This is a genomic window from Brevibacterium sp. 'Marine' (assembly GCF_012844365.1).
Lineage (GTDB): Bacteria > Actinomycetota > Actinomycetes > Actinomycetales > Brevibacteriaceae > Brevibacterium.
In genome coordinates this window covers 719,963-741,256 of sequence record NZ_CP051626.1, presented here as the reverse complement: position 1 = coordinate 741,256, position 21,294 = coordinate 719,963, and the positions used below count along the sequence as shown (strand labels likewise).

The 21,294-nt window shown below is 66.7% G+C and carries 11 protein-coding genes; 6 read left to right on the top strand and 5 right to left on the bottom strand.

The window, feature by feature from the left end; translation table 11 throughout:
* Positions 1-12: 12 nt before the first annotated feature.
* From HF684_RS03195 to HF684_RS03175, 5 genes are all read right to left on the bottom strand, one after another.
* Positions 13-2,298, bottom strand: a complete 2,286-nt coding sequence (locus tag HF684_RS03195) for a LuxR C-terminal-related transcriptional regulator (RefSeq protein ID WP_169251320.1) — start codon at positions 2,296-2,298, stop codon at positions 13-15.
* Between the two features lie 171 nt (positions 2,299-2,469).
* Entirely contained in the window at positions 2,470-3,171 is a 702-nt protein-coding gene (locus HF684_RS03190) for a response regulator (RefSeq protein ID WP_169250771.1), read from the bottom strand.
* Positions 3,161-4,888: a sensor histidine kinase gene (locus tag HF684_RS03185; RefSeq protein WP_169251319.1), complete on the bottom strand. Its 1,728-nt coding sequence runs from the start codon at positions 4,886-4,888 to the stop codon at positions 3,161-3,163. Before HF684_RS03185 ends, HF684_RS03190 begins: the two co-directional genes overlap by 11 nt.
* A complete protein-coding gene (locus tag HF684_RS03180; RefSeq protein WP_169251318.1) occupies positions 4,888-5,316 on the bottom strand; it encodes a hypothetical protein in 429 nt (142 codons plus the stop codon). The genes HF684_RS03185 and HF684_RS03180 overlap by 1 nt, the downstream gene beginning before the upstream one ends.
* Before the next feature lie 101 nt (positions 5,317-5,417).
* Positions 5,418-6,074: a TetR/AcrR family transcriptional regulator C-terminal domain-containing protein gene (locus HF684_RS03175; protein WP_025780048.1), complete on the bottom strand. Its 657-nt coding sequence runs from the start codon at positions 6,072-6,074 to the stop codon at positions 5,418-5,420.
* 273 nt (positions 6,075-6,347) lie between these two features.
* Here HF684_RS03175 and HF684_RS03170 point away from each other — a divergent pair, with 273 nt between their 5' ends.
* The 6 genes from HF684_RS03170 (at position 6,348) to HF684_RS03145 (ending at position 21,292) form a co-directional block, all read left to right on the top strand.
* Positions 6,348-6,563 carry a CsbD family protein gene (locus HF684_RS03170; protein ID WP_152349260.1) on the top strand — a complete coding sequence of 72 codons (216 nt, stop codon included), beginning with the start codon at positions 6,348-6,350 and terminating at the stop codon, positions 6,561-6,563.
* A gap of 125 nt (positions 6,564-6,688) precedes the next feature.
* Positions 6,689-8,077 (top strand): trehalose-6-phosphate synthase, encoded by a 1,389-nt coding sequence (locus tag HF684_RS03165; protein WP_169251317.1) that lies wholly within the window; start codon positions 6,689-6,691, stop codon positions 8,075-8,077.
* 39 nt (positions 8,078-8,116) lie between these two features.
* Entirely contained in the window at positions 8,117-8,422 is a 306-nt protein-coding gene (locus tag HF684_RS03160; protein WP_169251316.1) for a hypothetical protein, read from the top strand.
* Positions 8,423-8,783: 361 nt separating this feature from the next.
* Positions 8,784-10,064 (top strand): cation:dicarboxylase symporter family transporter, encoded by a 1,281-nt coding sequence (locus HF684_RS03155; RefSeq protein WP_248279192.1) that lies wholly within the window; start codon positions 8,784-8,786, stop codon positions 10,062-10,064.
* A 245-nt stretch (positions 10,065-10,309) separates the two neighbouring features.
* Complete coding sequence (locus HF684_RS03150; protein WP_169251315.1) at positions 10,310-10,525, top strand: hypothetical protein; 216 nt, start codon at positions 10,310-10,312, stop codon at positions 10,523-10,525.
* 117 nt (positions 10,526-10,642) lie between these two features.
* Complete coding sequence (locus HF684_RS03145) at positions 10,643-21,292, top strand: non-ribosomal peptide synthetase (RefSeq protein ID WP_169251314.1); 10,650 nt, start codon at positions 10,643-10,645, stop codon at positions 21,290-21,292.
* The last annotated feature ends 2 nt before the right edge of the window (positions 21,293-21,294 follow it).

Below are 21,294 nucleotides of genomic sequence, written 5' to 3'. Positions count from 1 at the left end.
GGCGACCTGGCCCTACCGCTGCCGGTGGACGTGCGCCACGGCTTCGGCGCGACTGCGCACACCGAGCTTGCGGTAGAGCGCGGACAACCGGTTCTTCAGCGTCCCGGACACCACTCCGAACTCGCGGGCGATCTGCGCGATCGACTTCGACGAGTCGATCGCGAACAGCAGCGACTGCTCGGCCGGGGTGAGATCGGTCTGGAAGTCCGGGGCCACAGGCGAGGTCTCCGGCAGCTCGAGCAGACGCCTGCGCAGCTCGGCCGCCGTCACCTCGCCCGGGCCGAACGACCTGGCCACCGCCTCCCACATCGGATGCTCAGCCGACTCGTGCACGAGCGCATGCCTCGCCTCTCGGGTAAGCTGTGTGATCGCCAGCACGGACGACGTGATCGAACAGTAGTCGAGCACATGGACGAACGTCTCGAGCGCTTCGTCTGCCCGGCCCTCATGGTGGAGGATGTCAGCGCGCAGCGCCATGGCCGAACTCTTCAGCCTGGGCCCCTGGTCACCGGACAGCGCCTGCCCAGTCGCGCTCCACAGTTCATCGTGCTGGCCGAACACCAGAGCCTGCCGTGCCTTGACGATGGAATATCCAGGGTTCTGCGGGTTCATGCGGTCACCCAGATTCTGCAGCGCCTTCGTCTCCCCCGCGGCAACCAACACGGAGCTGGCGATGTTGAGGATGCCCGAGAACCGCGTACTCTGTGCGTCGGCCATCGGCAGGAAACCTACTTGTGTGCTCTCCGTCAGCAGCTTCGCCGCTATCGACGCGCGCCCCTGGAAGACATAGTGCAGGCTGCGCACGACGTCGGGAATCGGCCCGAGGTGTTCGGTCGGCCGTGCTGTGTCGAGCGCGGAGACGATCTGTTCGGCGGCAGCGAGGTCGAGACGGTCGAGGCTGCGCACCAGCTCAATGCACAGGGCAGTATGCTCGCCCGGCAGCGCCTCCATCCCAAACCGGGACGCGGCCCCTCGCGCCCGATCCAGGCTGCGGTCCATCTCCGATCCGTGCCCATGGCCCATCCCGGCCAAGGCGGCCTCAACCAGTCCGGACAGCAGCGGGTGGGGAGAGTTCGGGGTGTAGATCTCGGCGAACTGGACGGTCCGCTGCAGCATCGACATCGCCTCGGGAAAGCGACCGGCCACGATGAGGTTGCGCCCGTGTTCGAGATTGAGTTCGGACTGCAGCATGAGCGTAGGCCCGGGGTGACCTTCGCCGAGGTGGCGCAGTCGATCACGTCCCGCTTTGAGGATGTCCAGCGCAAGTCGGTTCTCCCGGTTCAACCGGTGCGTCCGCGCTTCCAGCGTGGTGAGCACAGCCACCTCGTCGGCTGAGAGCGGCAATGCAGGCTCCGCCCGGAGCAGACCGTGGAGTTCGGGCACGACGATGCTGTCGAAGTCGGTGGCGGCCAGCAGCGTCGGTCCATCGTCTGTGCGAAGCCGCAACCGGGTCGAGTCGATTCGGCGGGCCGCGCTGCGGGCCAGGGTGAGGATCGGGTTCGTCGCGAGGACATCCTCGGGGACGCTGAGATAGGCCTCGACGGCGGTGGAAGCGTCGAGAAAGACGTTGACCGAGCGGCGGGCCCAGGCTCGTTCGAGGACATGCCAGTTCCGGGTCTCGACGGCGACGTCGACGACTTCAACAAGCCCGGATCGCTCATCTGCACGCATCCGACCGAAGGTGTCGGCGGCGGCCGCACCGAGCGCTTCGCGCGGGTTCTTGCCGGCGAGTCTCGGGTCGATCGCGGTGGTGCGGCGGACGAGCATCCGGATGAGGGCGGGGACAGCGAAGACCTCGTCGGGGCCGGTCGAGATCGTCAACAGGCCCTCATCGATGAGGAAGGAAGTGAGGTCCTCGGCAGTCGCGTTGGCCGTGTCGGTCACGTCGGCGGCGACGTATGCGGCGTGGACGAGATCGACCGCCGCCGAGGTGATTCGGGAAGTCCACGCGAAGAGAGTCAGCAGGAAGAGTGCCGCGGATTCCCGGGAGACACCGTCGACGACGGGTGTGAGTGCGGGCGCGAGCTGTGCATCGATACGGTCGGGGTCGGTGTCGGCAACCGGCACACCTGCGTTCAGGCGTGCCCGCAGGAGGATGTCGGCGATGCGGGTGCGACCACCGGCGCAGGTGAAGAACTGGGTGAGTTCGGACTCGGAGAGGACATCGCTGCGTTCGATCGCTGCGGCGAATTCAGCCTCCGAGTAGGCTCGTGGCCCCCATTGTGCGTCGAATGTCGAGGGCGGTGGGGTCGCCGTCTCGTGTGGGTTTACGGCTCGGTTCGTATGGTCGTCTGTCACTGTCGGGATCTTCTCTGTCGTCTCGGCGCGCGCCGAGGTGGCAGCCGGGGAGCTGCGCAGGTGGGCTGGGGATGTGCGTAACTGAGTATGACAGATCTGGTCGGGCCGACCGCGTCGTCGAACCTGACTGTTTCCTTACAGCCGCCACCTCAGCCGGACTGACTCGGCCCCTCACACCCACCGATACTCGTACTCGGGCCTCCCCGGGGTACCGTGCCGGGGCTGCTTGATCGCCTGTTTCGTCGAGACGAGATGTTCCAAATACCGGCGGACGGTCACGCGAGACAGATCAAGCCGACGCCCCACCTCGGTGGCGGAGACCGGAACCGCAGAGTCCCGGACGAACGCGGACACGGCGTCCAAGGTCTCGGCGATGAGCCCCTTGGGCAGGGTCGTTGCCGACACGGACCGCAGAGCTGAGAGCGCATTGTCCACCGAGGCCTGAGTCGCCAAGGACCCCGAGCCGGTGAGTCCGCGCCGGAACTCCCGCTGGTTCTCCAGCTTCTCCCGGAAGGCCGCGAAGGTGAAGGGTTTGATGAGGTATTGGGTGATGCCCGATGAGATCGCCGACCGGATCACTTGGAGGTGCCGCACCGCGGTGATCGCGATGATGTCGACGTCCTGACCACGCGAATTCAGGCGCCCTGCAACTTCGAGACCGTGAGAATCCGTGAGGTTCATGTCTAGGAGGACGATGTCGACCGGGGTGCCGGCCGCGGTGAGTTCGTCGAAGCGCTCGATCGCCTCGTGTCCGCCCAGACACGTTGCGACGACGTCGAAACCGGGCACCCGCGCCACGAAATCCGCGTGCGCCTGCGCCGTCATCGGATCGTCTTCGACGATGAGGACCCGCAGCGCGGCATCATCGCTCACGTGAGTCTCCTTCCGCCCGCTCCCGGCTCGAACCCTCACCGTCCGTGGTGGGTTCCCTGGCAGAATCGTAGTCGCCCGCCCCGTCCCCCAGCGGGAGCGTGATCGTGAAGATCGCGCCGCCATCGGAGTCGACATCGATATGCCCGCCGAGGCGGCTCACCGCCTGCCGGACCAAGACGAGTCCGAATCCGTGCCGTCCCACGCCTGCGACCTCGGGTTTCGCCGAAGCGCCGAGGTGGAAGAGCGCCTCGATGTCGTCGCCCGCAATCCCGGGACCGGAGTCCGCGATGGTGATGATCAGCTCCCCGTCGGCGGCGACGAAATCTGCCCACACATGCTTCTCATCCGCGTTCGCGACGGCATCGAAGGCATTGTCGAGAAGGTTGCCGGCGACGGTGACGAGGTCGCGGGCATCGAGTCGCTCGGGCGGGAGTTCCCCGGTGGCGGTGACCGTGAGTTCGATGCCGCGCTCGTGGGCCTGCGCGGCCTTGCCGATCATGAGCGCGGTGATGAATGGCTCGTCGAGGGAGGCGACGAAGGAATCCGTCAGCCGCTGCGACTCCTGCTCATCCTTGACCGCGAAGTCGAGGGCCTCCTGCACCCGGCCGAGCTCGATGAGCGTGGAGACCGTGTGCAGCCGGTTGGCATGTTCGTGCGTCTGGGCGCGCAGGGCCTCGGACAGCGTCGTCATCGTCGCGAGTTCTCCGGTGAGCTCCTGGATGTCCGTGCGATCGCGCAGGGTCGCGACGGTTCCGCCTTCATCCCTCCCGCCGCGCGGCTGCCGGGCCTGCTTCTGACTGATGACGAGGACACGATCCTCGGTGAAGTGGATTTCGTCGACCGCGACCCGACCGGTCGCAAGAAGGTCACGGACGGATTCGGGCAGGGCCACCTCGGCGAGGGAGATCGGTGTCGATTCCTCCACGGTGGGCAGGCCGAGCAGGGACGCGGCCACGTCGTTGTAGAGGACGAGTCGACCGGTTTCGTCGGCGAGGATAAGGCCCTCGCGCAGAGAATGCAGGGCCGAATCGTAGAACGCGAACAGCCGGCGCAGCTCCTCGGGACCGTAGCCGAGGGTGACTCGGCGCAGGTAGCGGGCGAGCAGCCAGGAGCCGAGCCCACCGAGGGCGAGAGCGGCGAGGCCGACGAGGATGATCTGCGGCAGGGAGGCCGCCTGCGCCACAGACAGGGTCTCCAGGGTCACGCCCACGGCGACCATCGCGGTGACCTCGCCGTCGGCGTCGGTGATCGGCACGATCGCGCGCACGGACGGGCCGAGCGTGCCCACATACTCCTCGGTCTCGGCCTGCCCCGCGCGGGCTTTCGCGGTGGACCCGAGGTACGTCTTGCCCAGCTGATCGGGATCCGGGTGGGTGTAGCGGGTGCCGTCACGGTCCATGATCGTCACGAAATCCACCTCGGCGGTGTCGATGACGGTCAGCGCGAAGGGCTGCAACCGGGCAGAGGGATCACCCTCGGTCACAGCCTCGGTGACGAAGGGGTCGTGGGCGAGGGTCTCGGCGATGGACAGCACCCGTTCTCCGGCAGCGTGCCGAATGTTGTTCAGCGTCGTCACGTAGCTCGTCACCGACAGAGCGGTGCAGACGATGACGATGAGGACGAGCTGGACGAGGAAGAGTCGCCTCGCCAGGGTCCCGCCTCGGCGAGCCCGGAATCGATCCCAGCCCCGCCGTGGTGGGGCCGGGACGGAGGTCATTACTTCGTGTCGCTCTTCTTTTTCTTCTTGCTGCCGCCGGTCAGCAGGAGGGCCAGGCCGATCGCGGCCAGCCAGGTGTCCTTGGCCACGGCGATGCCGTCCTCGGACGGGCGGATTCCGTCGTCCTTGGTCATCGAATCGATGGAGAAGTAGTTCGCGACGAGGCCTGCGGCAAACGTCGTCAGTGCGGCGCCGGCGATGCGGGTGGGCACGAACGGCAGCAGCAGTGCGGAGCCGACGGCGATCTCACCGTAGGAGAGGAACTTCCCGAACTGGGCGGGGGTCATGTTTTCGACCATGGGCACACCGTTGGCGGCCATCTGCTGGAGTCCCGCGGCGGAATCCTCGTCGAGGCCGAGCTTGCCGATGCCCGAGTTGAGGATGAACGCGCCGGGGGCTGCGCGCAGAAGTGCGGTGCTGAGTTTCATATCCTGCTCCTTCGTAATGGGATCGTCACTGAGCCAAGACTATCCGCGAGAGCGCAGGTGCGCCACAGCACAAGGACTGTCGACCCCAGCTGCCGAGACTCTCAGCCCTGCGTGCTGGTGCGGATCCGCTCGATGAGATCGTCGAGGGCGTCGTCGAACTCGCGCTGGGCGTGGTCTTCCATGAGCAGGCCCTGCAATCGGGCCACCGTGGGATACTCGCCGAGGTCGTCGCCGGCGGAGGACTCCTCCTCATCTCCGAGGACCTCCGGGGTCAGGGAGGCCGCTTGGAGCAGAAGCGCGCCGACGAGGAAGCTCGTGAAGGCCTTGTATGCCGCCACTGCCTCGGCGTCGGCAAATCCGAAGCGCTGCAGCGAGGACAGGAAGTCCTCGACCCAGCGCACGCTTCGCAGCGGCGGACGGAGCCAGGGCGCCTGAGGTGGCTGGGTGGCGATGAGAGGGAAGATCCGCGGATGCTTGAGGGCCAGATTCCGCGTGGCATTGGCGACACGCTGCAGATACTCCTCCCACGAATGGGAGTCCTCTGTCATGAGATCGTCGTCGAAGAGGCCGTCGATGAGCTCGTCGACCATGGCCTCGAGGAGGTCCCCCCGCCCCGAAACGTGCCGATACAGTGCCATCGCCTCTACGTCCAAGGCCGTTCCGAGGCGACGCATCGTGAGCTCGCTGAGACCGCAGGCATCGACGAAGGCGATCGCCGACTCGACGACCTGTGCACGATCAAGTCGCTGCTGAACCACGCGCGCCTCCCTTTCCTCGTCGGAGATGTCGCAGACCGGGCGGATTTCACCGTCAGTCTACTCGCTTGATCCGACGCGTCGAGAGATCCCCTGATAACGCGATTACACTGTAAACTCCTCATGGATGACTAAGCTATCACCCTCCATCGACCACCCGACTCGCCGGATCTATTGCGCAGCGAAAACTCGGTCTGCTAAGTTGATTACACCGTAAACATGAATATTGCTCGGCAGAGCAGGACGTCCAGACCGATCCATGCGAAAGGACGAATCATGAATTCCCACGACAAGGCCGACAAGACCTCAGACAAAGCAGAGGAGCTCAAGGGCAAGGCGAAGGCCGCTGCCGGCAAGGCCACCGATGACAAGAGCCTCGAGGCCGAGGGTAAGACCGACGCCGCCAAGGGCAAGATCAAGCAGGTCGGCGACGATGCCAAAGATTCGCTGAAGGGCGTCAGAGACTCGCTCAAGGACTCACCGGAGAACTGAGGGACGCGGCTGGAGGGCGGAGGCACTGTCCGCCTCCGCCCTTCGGCCATGCTTTCAGATCCCATGCCCCAGAAGTCGACGTGCCGGCACGATCCGGCCCGGCGGCACGAGAAGAGGAGACGATGATGGGAACTGACCGCCATGCTTTCGTCGTGGTGGCCAATCGCCTCCCCGTCGACCGCATCGACGGGACGTGGGAGGCCTCGCCCGGCGGGCTGGTCTCAGCCGTGGCTCCCGTGGTGCGTGAGCACGCCGGAGCCTGGGTCGGCTGGGCGGGCACGCACGACGACAGCTTGGAGCCCTTCGATGTCGATGGGATGAGCCTTGTCCCCGTGCCTCTCAGCCTCGACGAACATCAGCAGTACTATGAGGGATTCTGCAACGCCACCCTGTGGCCGCTGCACCACGACCTCATCGTCGCGCCGCAGTACCACCGCTCGTGGTGGCGGGCCTATCGGGCAGTCAACGCCCGATTCGCACAGGCCGCGATCGCGACAGCCGAGATCGGGGCGACGATCTGGGTACATGACTACCACCTCCAGCTCGTGCCGGCGATGCTCCGAGCCCAACGACCGGACGTCAGGATCGGATACTTCTGCCACATCCCGTTCCCTCCCGTCGAGCAGATGGCCCAGCTGCCCTGGCGCGACGAGATCCTGCGCGGCCTGCTCGGAGCCGATGTCATCGGTCTCCAGCGAGAGGCCGATGCCGCGAAAGTCCGCCAGGCCATGCAGAAGCTGTTGGGCATGGACCCCGAGGAACTTCGCGACCGCGTCTGCTCGTACCCGATCTCGATCGACGTCGAGGAGATCCGAGCCGCGGCCGAATCCCCGGCCGTACAGGAGAAGGCCCGCTGCTTCCGCCGTGATCTGGGCGATCCCGCCACCCTCATGATCGGGGTCGATCGCCTCGACTATTCGAAGGGGATCCTGCACCGGCTGTGGTCCTTCGAGGAGCTGATCGATGACGGACTGCTCGATGCGCGGGGAACCTGTCTCGCACAGATCGCAGTCCCGTCCCGCGAAGGCGTGCGCGCCTACCAAGACCTGCGCGACGAGGTCGAACATACGGTCGGGCGCATCAACGGGAGGTTCTCCACTCTCGGTCGCGATGTCATCCACTACTCCCACCACTCGTATTCGACAGAGGAAGCCGTCGCCCTGTACCTGGCCGCCGACATCCTGCTCGTCACCTCTTTGCGGGACGGGATGAACCTCGTGGCCAAGGAATTCGCCACTGCCCGCCGAGGCAGGGGCGGGGCACTCGTCCTCTCCGAGTTCGCCGGGGCCGCCGAAGAACTCGACCAAGCCATCGTCGTCAATCCCCACGACCGGGCCGCCCTGAAGGTGGCCATCCATCATGCGACCACGCTCAGCGAAGACGAGGCCCGGAGGCGCATGGATGCGATGGCCGACACCGTCGCCGCCTTCGACGTCCGCCACTGGGCGCAAGCTTTCCTCCATGGCCTGCGAGACCCAGCATCTGCGGCGGCCCTGTCGCCCAGCGACTGGTGACACCGACCATTCTGACCCACCCACCCCAAGGAGACCACTGTGTACACGATGCTCAACAACCAGGAATCCTCGAAGTACGACCTCTACCTTCCCGGCAAGCTCGTCGCCGCGCTGCATTACAAACTCGAGCCCGACGCCAATGAGGTCATGTTCATCTACTGTGAGGCGATCGAGCCCACACAGGCCGACCGCCACCGGTGGGAGCTCATGCGACGGGCCGTCGAAGACGCGAAGGGCCGACGCCTCAAGCTCACCATCACCTGTCCCATCGGCCGCAAGGCCCTCGAACGGCAGGAACCGCCTGTCGATGTCGGTCCCCGGCAGGCAGAGGGCCCACGGGCCTGACCCCGCCCGGCCGATCCTCCCGGGCCTGCTCCTCCCGGGCCTGGTCCTCCCAGGCCGACCCTCCCCGGCCGAGCCCCCGCCTCGGCGGGCGCCCAATTCCTCCTGTGAACACTATGAACGCAACCGAGACACCCGTCACACTTCGCTGGCACAGTTGTCGGGTACATCACCACCGCGGCCAATCGTCGCGTGCGATCCCACCCACCGACGGGTGAGGTCGCGAACATCATCTGGAGGAAACATGGCAACGTCGCCACAACAGCAAGGCGGATCCTTCGACAAGGAGATCGCCGCCGCAGCAAACGCTCCCGAACCGGGTGCCCCGCAGCGGAAGAAGGATCGCACGCACTGGCTCTACATCATGGTCATCGTGGCCGTGGTCGCCGGTGCCGCTCTCGGGCTCATCGCCCCGGCTGCCGGAATCGCACTCGAACCCCTCGGCAAGGCGTTCGTCGCGCTCATCAAGATGATCATCGCCCCGGTCATCTTCTGCACCATCGTCCTCGGCGTCGGCTCCGTGGCGAAGGCCGCCACCGTCGGCAAGGTCGGCGGACTCGCCCTCATCTACTTCCTCATCATGGCGACCTTCGCCCTGGTCATCGGTCTCGTCGTCGGCAACTTCATCCACCCCGGCGACGGCCTGCACCTCCAGCCGTACGAGGCGGCCGCCGGTGGTGAGGAAGGCGGAATGGTCGCCTTCCTCATGAGCCTCATCCCCGGTGACATCCCGGTGCTTCCCACCCTCGTGCTCGCCCTCCTCGTCGGCTTCGCCCTGCAGTCGATGGGCAAGGCCGGCGAGCCCGTGCTCACCGGCATCAAGCACATCCAGGCCGTCGTCTTCAAGCTCATGATGATGATCATGTGGGCCGCCCCGGTCGGCGCCTTCGGTGCGATCGCCGCAGTCGTCGGCAAGACCGGCTGGGCCGCGATCGGTGCGATGGCGACCCTCATGGGCGCCTTCTACCTCACCTGCGCCCTGTTCATCGTCGTCGTCCTCGGCGGTCTGCTCAAGATCGTCACCGGGCTCAACATCTTCCTGCTGCTGAAGTACCTGGCCCGTGAGTTCCTGCTCATCTTCTCCACCTCGTCGTCCGAGTCGGCCCTGCCGCGCCTGATCGCGAAGATGGAGCACGCCGGAGTCTCGAAGCCGGTCGTCGGCATCACCGTGCCCACCGGTTATTCGTTCAACCTCGACGGCACCGCCATCTACCTGACCATGGCGTCGCTGTTCGTGTCCTCGGCCATGGGTATGCCGATGTCGATCCCCGAGCAGATCTCGCTGCTCGTGTTCATGATCATCGCGTCCAAGGGCGCCGCCGGCGTCACCGGTGCCGGCCTGGCCACCCTGGCCGCCGGTCTGCAGTCGCACCGTCCCGAGCTGCTCGACGGCATGGGCGTCATCGTCGGCATCGACAAGTTCATGTCCGAGTGCCGTGCGCTGACGAACTTCACCGGCAACGCCGTGGCCACCCTGCTCATCGGCAAGTGGACGAACGAGATCGACCTCGACGTCGCCCGTGCCACCCTGTCGGGTGAGAACCCGTTCGACGAGCTCTCGCTCGAACCGGATGCGCACGGTGCGTCGACGGATGCCCCCGAGGCGGCTCGCCCCGCTGAAGGCGAAAAGGTCACCGTGAGCTGACCCCCGGTCGCTCCCGCTCCACAACCGCCACGGGTGCCGATGTCCTCATCGTGAGGACGTCGGCACCCGTGGTGTTTCGTCTTCCCTCGCCGAGGCGGCCCTGCCATGTCGTACCGCTGTGACGAGGGTTCGAACCATCGGATCAAGAAAACGTCCCGGCCGGCCAATCCACGTGCGCGAGCCCTCCGAACGACACATGTCCGATCCAATACGGACGACCACGAAGTCAGAAGGGGACAGAGACCATGAAGAATCTCACGCTCATCAACGCCCGCACCGTCTCCGGTGCCGCCCTCGCGAGCATCGTCATTGCCGTCGGTCTCATGGCCGCGCCCGGGGGCGCCTCCGCCGCCGAGACCTCACCGACCGATTCGACCGAGGCCTCGGGGGCGCTCATCAACGGCCCGATCATCGATCTGGGCGACCTCCTCGGCGATATCAACATCGGGCAGTTCCAGTAACGACCGATCCCCTGCTTGCTCACGTGAGCCTACAGCCGGGTTGCGCTGAGCACCCGCGCGCCTCCTTGCCGACGGAAACCTCGCCCAAGGAAACCCCCACCCAATGCGAAAGACACGATGACTGACGAGAACGCTCGAATCGACCTCACCTCAGCACAGCGCGGAATCTGGTACGCCCAGAAGATCGAACCAGACAACCCGACGTTCCAGATCGGGCTCTACGTCGATATTCGCGGGCCGCTCGATGTCGACAGAATGCGCAAGGCGGTCGCCACGACCGTAGCCGAAGCCGACTCGCTCAACGTCGTCTTCGGTGAGGACGAAAAAGGTCCCTTCCAACAGCTCGGACCGGCACGCAGCCATCTCCTGGTCCGTGACCTGCGGACGGAGTCGAGTGAGGATCCCGAAGCCTCGGCCCATGCGCTGATGCAGGAGGATCTCGAAACCGTCCACGATGTCGATGAGGGTGACCTGCTCCGGTCCCAGCTGTTCCACATCGGACCCGACCACTGGATCTTCTATCAGCGGGCCCACCACCTCCTCGTCGACGGCTATTCCGCCGTCCTCGTCCTCCGCCGCGAATCCCAGGTCTACCGGGAACTCGCCGATCAGGGAACCGCATCGGACTCGCCCTTCGGCAACCTCGACGATCTGGTGGCCGAGGAGGCTCGGTACCGTTCCTCGCAGCGCTTCACCACCGACGCCGAGTTCTGGAAGCAGGTGCGCTCCGAGTCGGAGACGGCCACCGGCCTGGCCGACCGTCCGGCATCACCGGCACGACGGCTTGTCACCTGCAATGCCGACATCCCCCAGGAGCTCTCATCACGCCTGGCCGGCTCCCGGTCGGCACCGACCCTCATCCTCAGCGCCGCAGCGGCCTACCTGCACCGCATGACCGGACGAGAGTCCATCTCGGTGGGCCTTCCGGTCACTGCTCGTCGCAGCGCCCTGTCCAAATCAGTGCCGTCCATGATGTCGAAGATCCTGCCGGTACAGGTGCAGGCGGCACCGGGGATGACGTCGGCAGATCTCGTCGCCGACGCCGGCGCCACACTGCGCGAGACGCTCACCCATCAGCGCTTCCAGTATCAGGAGCTGAGCACCGACAGCGACTACATCGGGCCTTCGGTCAACATCTTCCCGCACGTCGACGACATCGACTTCGGAATGTCGACCGCCTCGCTGCACCTGCTGTCGACCGGCCCGGTCGATGACCTCTCGATCATCGTCCACGGCATCGGAGCGGATCCCAGCTCCGATGGAGGCAGCAGGCCGGCCATCGTTCGGTTCGAGGCGAACGCCGAACTCTACGATCAGCACAGCCTCGCCGAGCACCTGCGGCAGTTCCTCTCCGTCCTGCGCCAGTTCGATCCGAGCGAAGATCAGCACCTGTCGGGGCTCGCGCTCATCGATGCCGGCGAGTCCGACGAACTCATCGCGGGCGGCCAGGGACCCGCCCAGAGCCTTCCCCGCCACACCGTGGTGGAGGAATTCTCCCGTCACGCCCGCAAGTCCCCATTCGCCACCGCGGTCGTCGCCGAGGACGGGCACATCAGCTTCTGCGAACTCGACCGCCGCTCGACTGAGCTCGCGAACCGTCTTCGGGACTGCGGTGCAGGGCCCGGGACTCGCATCGCGGCACGCTTGGGCCGGTCCACCACGCTGCCCATCGCCGTGCTCGGAATCCTCAGAACAGGTGCCGCCTACGTACCCCTCGACCCTGACTATCCGGCCGACCGCCTCGAAGCGATGATCGCCGATTCCGCGCCGGTGCTCGTCATCAATTCCTCTGCAGCGTCGGGTCCCGCCGGAGAAACGAGTGTGAGCACCGACCGACCCGTCATCGACATCGACGCGGAACCACAGTCGACAGCACCGACGACCGAGTCGACCCAGACCGGGTCAGCGCAGGCCGGATCACAGCAGACCGGATCGACGCCTGCTCCCGACGACCTCGCCTACGTCATCTTCACCTCCGGGTCGACCGGTCGGCCCAAGGGCATCGGGGTCGAGCACCGGTCGCTGCTCAATCTCTTCCACAGCCACAAGAAGACCATCTTCGATCCGGCCGCCCAACGGCTTGGACGAGGACTGCGCGTGGCGCACACGGCAGGGATCTCTTTCGACGCCTCCTGGGATCCGCTGCTGTGGCTCTTCGCCGGGCACGAACTCCACCTCATCGACTCGATCACCCGCCGTGACCCCGAAACTCTCACCGACTACTTCGCCGCCCACGGCATCGACTCGATCGAGACGACTCCTTCATTCTTCAAGGCCCTTCTCGCGCACGGCACGTTCAGCGGCACCGAGCATCCCAGCGTCGTCGCCCTGGGCGGCGAAGCGGTCGAACGCGGTCTCTGGGATCAGCTCGCGGCCCTGCCCGAGGTGGACTCCTTCAACTTGTACGGCCCGGCGGAAACGACGGTCGACAGTCTCACCGCTCCGATCGTCGCCGGTGCCTCACCCGACCTCGGCGGCTCCGTGGCGAACACCAGGCACTACGTCCTCGACTCCCGGTTGGCCCCTGTTCCGGCGCAGGCGCGTGGGGAGCTCTACATTGCGGGGCTGAATCTGGCGCGCGGCTACGTGGGCCGTCCGGCCACCACCTCAGAACGGTTCATCGCCGACCCCTTCGCCGACGACGGCTCCAGAATGTATCGCACCGGCGACATCGTCCGCAGGCCTCTGGCCGGAGGCATCGAGTTCCTGGGCCGGGCCGATGAGCAGATCAAACTGCGCGGCTATCGCGTCGAACTCTCCGAGGTCGAGCTCGCTCTCCAGTCGGAGGGCCGGATCCGGTCGGCCGCGGTCATCCTGGGACAGAATCAGGCCGGCTACAGTCAGCTTCTCGGCTACATCACCGCCGATGAGCAGATCGATACTGCCGAGGTGCGTCGGCGCATGAAGACGCGCGTACCCGACTACATGGTTCCGTCATTCATCACACAGATCGAGCGGATTCCCCTCACCGTCAACGGCAAGCTCGACCGCGCCGCGCTGCCGGAACCGCAGTCGGCGCAATCGGAATCGGCAGCACCAAGGACAGTCCAGGAGCAGGCCGTGGCCGAGGCCTTCGCCCAAGTGCTGGGGGTGGAGACCGTCGGCATCGACGATGACTTCTTCGAACTCGGCGGGCACTCCCTGCTCGCCACCCAGCTGGTGGCCTCACTGCGGGAGAGGTTCGCGTCCCCACCCGCCCTGAGCGAGATCTTCCACCATCCCACCGTCCGCGAACTCAGTGCCGGACTCGACCTCGACGACACGGCACAGGAGCCGGCAGACGAACTCGTCGCCGCAGACCGTCCCGCGACCATTCCCCTGTCCTACGCGCAGAGCCGTCTGTGGTTCCTCAACCAGTTCGACCCGGCGTCCGCGGCCTACAACATTCCGCTCACCCTGCGCATCCGCGGAGACCTGGACACCCATGCTCTGCGAGCTGCCATCAACGACGTCGTCGCTCGGCACGAGAGCCTGCGCACCGTGTTCCCGTGGACCGAGGGTCAGCCCGAACAGGTGGTCCGCGCCGCCGACGATGTGCAGATCGCCCTGCCCCTTGTGGAGATCAGCGAGGACCTCGTCGATCACACCGTCGATGCGGAGGCCACACGCGGCTTCGACGTCTCGTCGCAGCTGCCGATCCGGTGCCTGCTGATCAGGCTGGGCACCGAGGATCATCTCCTGCTCCTCACGCTCCACCACATCGCCGCCGACGGCTGGTCGCTGCGGCCCCTGGCCGGTGACCTCTCCGCTGCCTATCGCGCTCGGGCTCGCGGCACCACCCCCGCCATCCCCGAGCTGCCGGTCCAATACGCCGACTACGCACTGTGGCAGCGGAGAACGCTCGGCTCCGAGGACAACCCCGACAGCGAGATCGCCGACCAGCTGGCCTATTGGAAGGACGCGCTGACCGGGGCTCCGGTCGAACTCAGACTTCCCGTCGATCGGCCCAGGAGCGCACAGAACACCGACCGTGTCTCCCGCAGGGTCCCCGTCGACATCGACGCCGAGACCCACGCCGGTCTGCGCCGGCTCTCCGGCGAGCGCAATGCCAGTCTGTTCATGGTCCTGCAAGCCGCCTTCGCTGTGCTGCTGAGCAGACTCGGTGCCGGCAACGACATTCCCATCGGCACTCCCGTCGCCGGCAGGACGGAGACGAAACTCGACGATCTCATCGGCTTCTTCGTCAACACCATCGTTCTGCGCACCGACACCTCCGGCAACCCCAGCCTCGTCGATGTCGTCGATCGGGTCCGCGCGTCCAACCTCTCCGCCTATGCCAATCAGGATGCGCCGTTCGAACGCGTCGTCGACGAACTCGCACCCCCACGTTCGGATCAGCTCCATCCGCTGTTCCAGGTCATGCTGACCCTGCAGAACACTGCCCCCGCGGCTCTGGACATGGGTGACCTCGACGTCGAACCCGCACCCGGGCCAGAGGTGTCGGAGGCGAAGTTCGACCTCCTCCTCGACCTGGCCGAACGTGAGAACGACGGCGCGTCTCGCCCGGTCGGCGAAACAATGCCCACGGTCGATGAGGCTGCCGGCATCACCGGCTCCCTCGAGTTCGACTCCGCGCTCTTCGACGAATCCACCGCCGAAGCCATCGCCGCGCGATTCGTGCGAGTGATCGACCAGTTCGCCGCCGACCCGCACACACCGCTGCGCGAACTCGAGGTGCTGCGTCCGGACGAGCTCGCAGAGATCCGCACTCAGGGTCAGGGCCGCGCCGCGGTCGCACCCGAGTCGACGGTCCTCGACGTCCTCGATTCGACGATCAGGAGGCATCCCGACCGTCGGGCGCTCATCGCCGACGACGGTGAGCTGACCTTCGCCGGCCTCGGGGCCCGCATCGACCAGATCGCTCATGTCCTGGCCTCCCGCGGAATCACAGCGGGAGACACCGTCGCCATTGCCCTTCCCCGGTCCGCCGACGCCGTCGCGGCCCCCTTGGCCGTCCTCTCGATCGGGGCAGTCGCTGTGCCCATCGACCTCAGCTACCCCGGAGAGCGGATCCGGCTGATCCTCACCGCGAGCGCCCCCGCGGCCGTCATCACCGACGAGGCTGAACTCCCGGTCCGCCCGGGCACAGCGATCGGCACCGCCGCACTCCACACCGCCGAGGTCGGTCGACGTGCCGATGACACCGCCGACCACGGTCGCCGCTGGGCCGACCGTCCGGTTCCGAGCGACCGCGCCTATGAGATGTACACCTCGGGTTCGACCGGCACTCCGAAGGGTGTGGCCGTCCCCCACAGTGCACTGCTGAATCTGCTGGCCCATCATCGGGAGACCATCTTCGCCGAGGCGGGACTCGACGTCGGACCGGTCCAGGCGGCGCACACGGCGGGGTTGGGCTTCGACGCCGCCTGGGACCCGGTGCTCTGGCTCGTGGCAGGAGCGAGCCTGCACATCGTCGGCGACGAGATCCGCCGCGATGCCGAAGCACTCGTCCGATTCTGCCGCGAGCATGAGATCCGGGCCCTCGAGACCACTCCGTCGTTCGTCAGGCAGCTCATCATCTCGGGACTGTTCGACGACGAGACCGAGGAAGACCGCGTCCCGCTGTCGCTCGCCCTCGGCGGAGAGGCCGTACCCGAGGATCTCTGGCAGGAGCTTGCTGCGAACCCCAAGGTGCGAGCCCACAACTTCTACGGTCCCACCGAATTCACCATCGATTCCGTCACCGCCGCAGTCGCGGGAGACCGACCCACCATCGGGCACCCGATCAGGAATGTTCGAACCATGGTCCTCGATCAGAATCTGCGTGAGGTCCCTCATGGAGTCGTCGGCGATCTCTATCTCGCCGGCGCCGGAATCGCCTCCGGCTACGTCAACAGGCCCAAGGAGACGGCAACGCGATTCGTCGCCGATCCTCTCGAACCGGGCGCTCGGATGTACCGGACCGGCGACCTCGTGCGCCGACACCCCGACGGCAGCCTCGACTTCGTCTCCCGCGATGACGACCAGATCAAACTGCGCGGATACAGGGTCGAGCTCGGAGACGTCGAGAACGCCCTGGCCTCGGGCAGCGGCGTCACCCAGGCGGCGGCCATCGTCGAGAATCTCACGGACCCCGAATCGGCACGGCTCATCGGCTACTACACCGGGGACGCCGACGAGGCGGCCCTCCGAGATCACCTCGCCGCCCAGCTGCCGGCACCGATGGTCCCCCACATCCTCATCGGTCTCGACTCGATCCCGCTGACCTCACACGGCAAACTCGACCGCTCCCGGCTGCCTGCCCCCACTGCTTCGGGGACCACGGACTCCAGAGCCGCGCGCAGCGCGGACGAACACACCATGTGCCGAGTCTTCTCGTCCGTGCTCGGTGCTGATGAGATCGGCCTCGACGACGACTTCTTCGAACTCGGCGGGCACTCGCTGCTGGCGGTCTCCCTCATCGGCCGCATCCGCACTGCCTTCGACACCGAGTTGCCGCTGCGCGCAATCTTCGACTCCCCCACCCCGGCTGCGCTGCTGAATCGACTCGAGTCTCGCGGCCGCACCGAGCCGGCACCCGCCGAGGAGCCCGCGAGGACGGCAGAATCGGCCGACGGTGCGCCGCACATGAGCCTCACCGCGTGGAGTCGGTCGCACGGGCAGACCCGCCCGCAGCTGATCCCTCTGTCCTATGGGCAGGCGCGGCTGCACTTCCTCAATCAGCTCGACACCGATGCCTCGGACTACACCATCTCCTTGGCTGTCCGATTCTCCGGAGATCTCGACGCGGATTCTCTCGGCCAGGCGCTGACGGACGTGATCGCCCGACACGAGATCCTGCGCACCGTCTACCCCAGCGTCGATGACGGCCCCGTCCAGCAGATCCTGCCCCCGGACGCCGGCGAGGGTCTCATGGCACGCCGCACCACAACCTCTGGCACGCAGACCGCGGAGCGAATGCGGGACGAGGCCGCCGTCGGATTCGACCTCAGCCGCGACCTTCCCATTCGTGCGAGCCTCTTCACTGAAGGCGACGAGTGGGTCCTCCACCTGGTGATGCACCATATCGCCACCGACGGGGCCTCGCTGAGACCGCTGACGCAGGACCTGTCCACCGCCTATGCCGCACTGCGCGGCTCGGCCCATCCGATGCAGCGCACCCTCGAGGTCCAATACGCCGAGTACGCGCTCTGGCAGCGCCATGTTCTCGAGGACGAGCAAGCCCCGGCAGCGGAGGCCCCGCTCCTGGAACGAAAGGTCCGGGCGTGGCACGACCGGCTCGAGGGGATTCCCACCGACATCACCCTGCCCGCCGATCGTCCCCGTCCCACGACCGCCAGACAGTCGGGTCGTCACCATCACTTCAGCCTCGACGCCCGTACCTCTGCCCGTCTGGCAGCGGTGGCCGCGGAGAACGGGGCCAGCCTGTTCATGGCGCTGCACTCCGTGCTCGCCGGCTATCTCAGCAGGCTCGGTGCCGGTGAGGACATCGTCATCGGCTCCCCCAGCGCCGGCCGGTCGGACCCGGCGTTGGAAGACATGGTCGGACTCTTCGTCAACACCATTCCGATCCGCACCGACACCTCGGCGGGTCCCGGCCTGCGCGAGCTCCTGGCTCGCACCCGCGCCGCAGTCATCGATGCTGTGGAACTCGACGACGTGCCGTTCGAGCGTCTCGTCGAATCGGTCAATCCGCCTCGCGAACTGGGACGCCATCCCCTGTTCCAGGTCATGCTGTCCCTCGAGGAGTCGGCAGCACCGAAACTCGAGCTGCCCGGGGTGACCACGAGCATCGAACCTGAGGTCGAGACCGGTGACGCGAAGTTCGACCTCTCGTTCACGTTCCGCCGCAGCGATGCCGAGGCGGGGCTCGCGGTGGTCCTCGACTTCAACTCATCGATGTTCGACGCGGAGACCATCGCCGGCATCTGCCGACGATTCTCCCGATTCGTCGATGAGGCCGTGCAGGATCCCGAACGTCCGCTTGACGACATCGCCCTGCTCGACCCGGTCGAAACGCGGACGGCGATCGATTCGCTCACCGGCCCCGAGCCTGCAGACACGCCGCCACCGGTGCTCGACGTCTTCGCCGCCACGGCAGCCCGAATGCCCGATGCCATGGCGGTCCGGTCCGACCAGACGTCACTGTCCTACCGCGAACTCGACGCGGCTTCGTCCGAGTTGGCGCACGAGCTCATCGACCAGGGAGCAGGCGCCGGCGAAACGGTCTCCGTCCGACTGAGCCGCGGCCCCGGCGTCATCGTCGCCACGCTGGCCGTGCTCAAGTCCGGTGCGGCCTTCAACCCGATCGACATCGACTATCCCCGCGGCCGCACCACGGCGATCCTCACCGACGCCGAACCGCTCATCGTCATCACACAGCCGGGCGGCGCCTCAGAGCTCGCGCCCCTCCTCGCCGATGCCGGGATCACCCCGAGCATCGTCGAGATCTCGCCGGCCGACGGTTCGGATCGCACCTCGCCTGCTCCTCGGGGGACGCCGATCCCAAGGGGAACCGCTGCCACCACGACCGCGATGCCGCCCATGCCTCATCGTGATTCGGCGGCCTATGTGACCTTCACCTCCGGCTCGACGGGCCGACCCAAGGGCGTCGAGGTCGGCCACTCGGCCTTGGCGAACCTCCTCGCCTCCCACCGCACACGGCTCCTGCCGACCCCGAGCGATGAGGCCGATCGGATTCCGGTCGCCCACACCACCGGAATCGGCTTCGACGCCGCCTGGGATCCTCTGCTGTGGATGGTGGTCGGGCATCCGCTTCACATCGCCTCGGAGACCGTCCAACGCGATCCGCAGCAGCTGGCGGCCGATCTGCGCAGACTCGACATCGGGTTCTGGGAGACGACACCGAGCTACCTTCGCCTGCTGACCACCGAACCGGAATTCGAGCGCATGATCACCGAGGCCGCGGAAGAAGACTCTCCGATCATCCTCGCCCTCGGCGGGGAAGCGATCGATCCCGATCTCTGGCAGTGGCTGCGCGACCACCCGGGCATCATCGCCCACAACCTCTACGGGCCCACGGAGACCACGGTCGACGCATTCGCCGCGCCTGTGGGCGCCTTCCCGACGCCGATCCTCGGGGCACCGCTTGAGCGCATGCGCGGATACGTCCTCGATGAACGCCTCCATCATGTGCCGTCCGGGACGGTCGGGGAACTGTATCTGGCGGGTGAGCAGTTGGCCCACGGGTATCGGGGCCGACCGGGGCTGAGCGCAGAACGCTTCGTCGCCGACCCCCACGGGGGCTCGGGCGAGCGCATGTACCGGACCGGTGATCTCGTCGTCCGGCACAAGGGCGGAGAGCTCGTATTCATCGGTCGCAGCGATGATCAGATCCAGCTGCGCGGATACCGGGTCGAACTCGGGGAGGTCGAGCGGGCCCTGCGCCAGGCACCGGGCGTCAGGGACGCCGTCGTCCGTCCGTTCGGCACGGACCCTGCCACCATGCAGCTCGTCGGCTATATCGTCGCCGGCGCCGGCGCGAGGACGGAGACCGACGCCGAGCTCGCCGAAGACGCAACCGGGACGTCGTCTCGGGACCTCCTCGCCGATGAGGTCCGCGACCATGTGCGTTCGGTCGTTCCGTCCTACATGGCGCCCTCGCACCTCGTCGTCATCGACGAGATCCCTCTCACCGCTCACGGCAAGATCGACGAGGCGGCCCTGCCCGATCCGTCGACAGCGGCCGTCGGATCGCGGCTGATGCCGCGCACGCCGCAGGAGGAGACCGTCGCCGCGATCTTCGCGCGCGTACTGTCCCTGCCGCGTGTCGGCATCGATGAGTCGTTCTTCGAACTCGGCGGGCACTCGTTCCTCGCCCGGCCCCTCATCGCGGCCGTCAACGAGGCCTTCGGTGCCGATCTGTCGGTCCAGGCCCTGTTCCGCTCATCGACCGTCGAACAGCTCGTTCGCGAGGTCGGCCGAGGCGGTGCGGACTCCATCGCCGACAGCCTCCACCGCCTGCTTCCGCTGCGCCGCGCGGGTTCGAAGCCGCCGCTGTTCGCCGTTCACCCGGCCACGGGCATCAGTTGGGGATTCGCCGCGATGCTCCACGGCCTCGATCCGGATCGTCCGCTGATCGGCCTGCAGATGCCCGGCCTCTCACCCGGGGACTCGGCGGAGATGACTGCCCGGACGCTGACCGAACTCGCCGACGACTACATCGACCATCTGCAGACGATTCAGCCGTCGGGCCCCTACCACCTGATCGGGTGGTCTCTCGGCGGCGTCCTCGCCCACCGTCTGGCCACCCGCCTTCAGGAGCAGGGCGAGTCCGTCGCGTTCCTCGGAATTCTCGACGCCTTCCCCACCGGGCAGGAGCGCAACGCCGATGTCGGCGAAGGGTCCGAGCTGTGGGCGAACTACCTCGGCGCCAATCACCCGGCGATCACGGAGACGACGGAGGGTCTTGATGACGAACGGGCCCTGGAGATCCTGCGTGCACACGGTGATCCCCTCGGCAATGTGGCGCCGACGACCATTGCGGCGATGACCCGCGGGTTCTTCACCCTGGCCAAACTGATCCGCGAGGCCCCGGTGGAGACGTTCGACGGTGAGCTGGTGCTCTTCACCGCGACCCGGGACGTTCCCAGCGGCACCCCCGGCCCCGACTCATGGCGCCGATTCGTCACCGGCGACATCCACGTCACCGAGGTCGATGCCCGGCACTCGGACATGCTGAGTGCCGAGGCGCTCGAAGAGATTCTTCCCGTCCTGTCCATCCACTTGGACGAGGCCGCCGAATCACAGATGAGTTCCATCCACTCCTGGAACCAAACCCCGCCAAGCAACACCACTAGGAGCTGAAA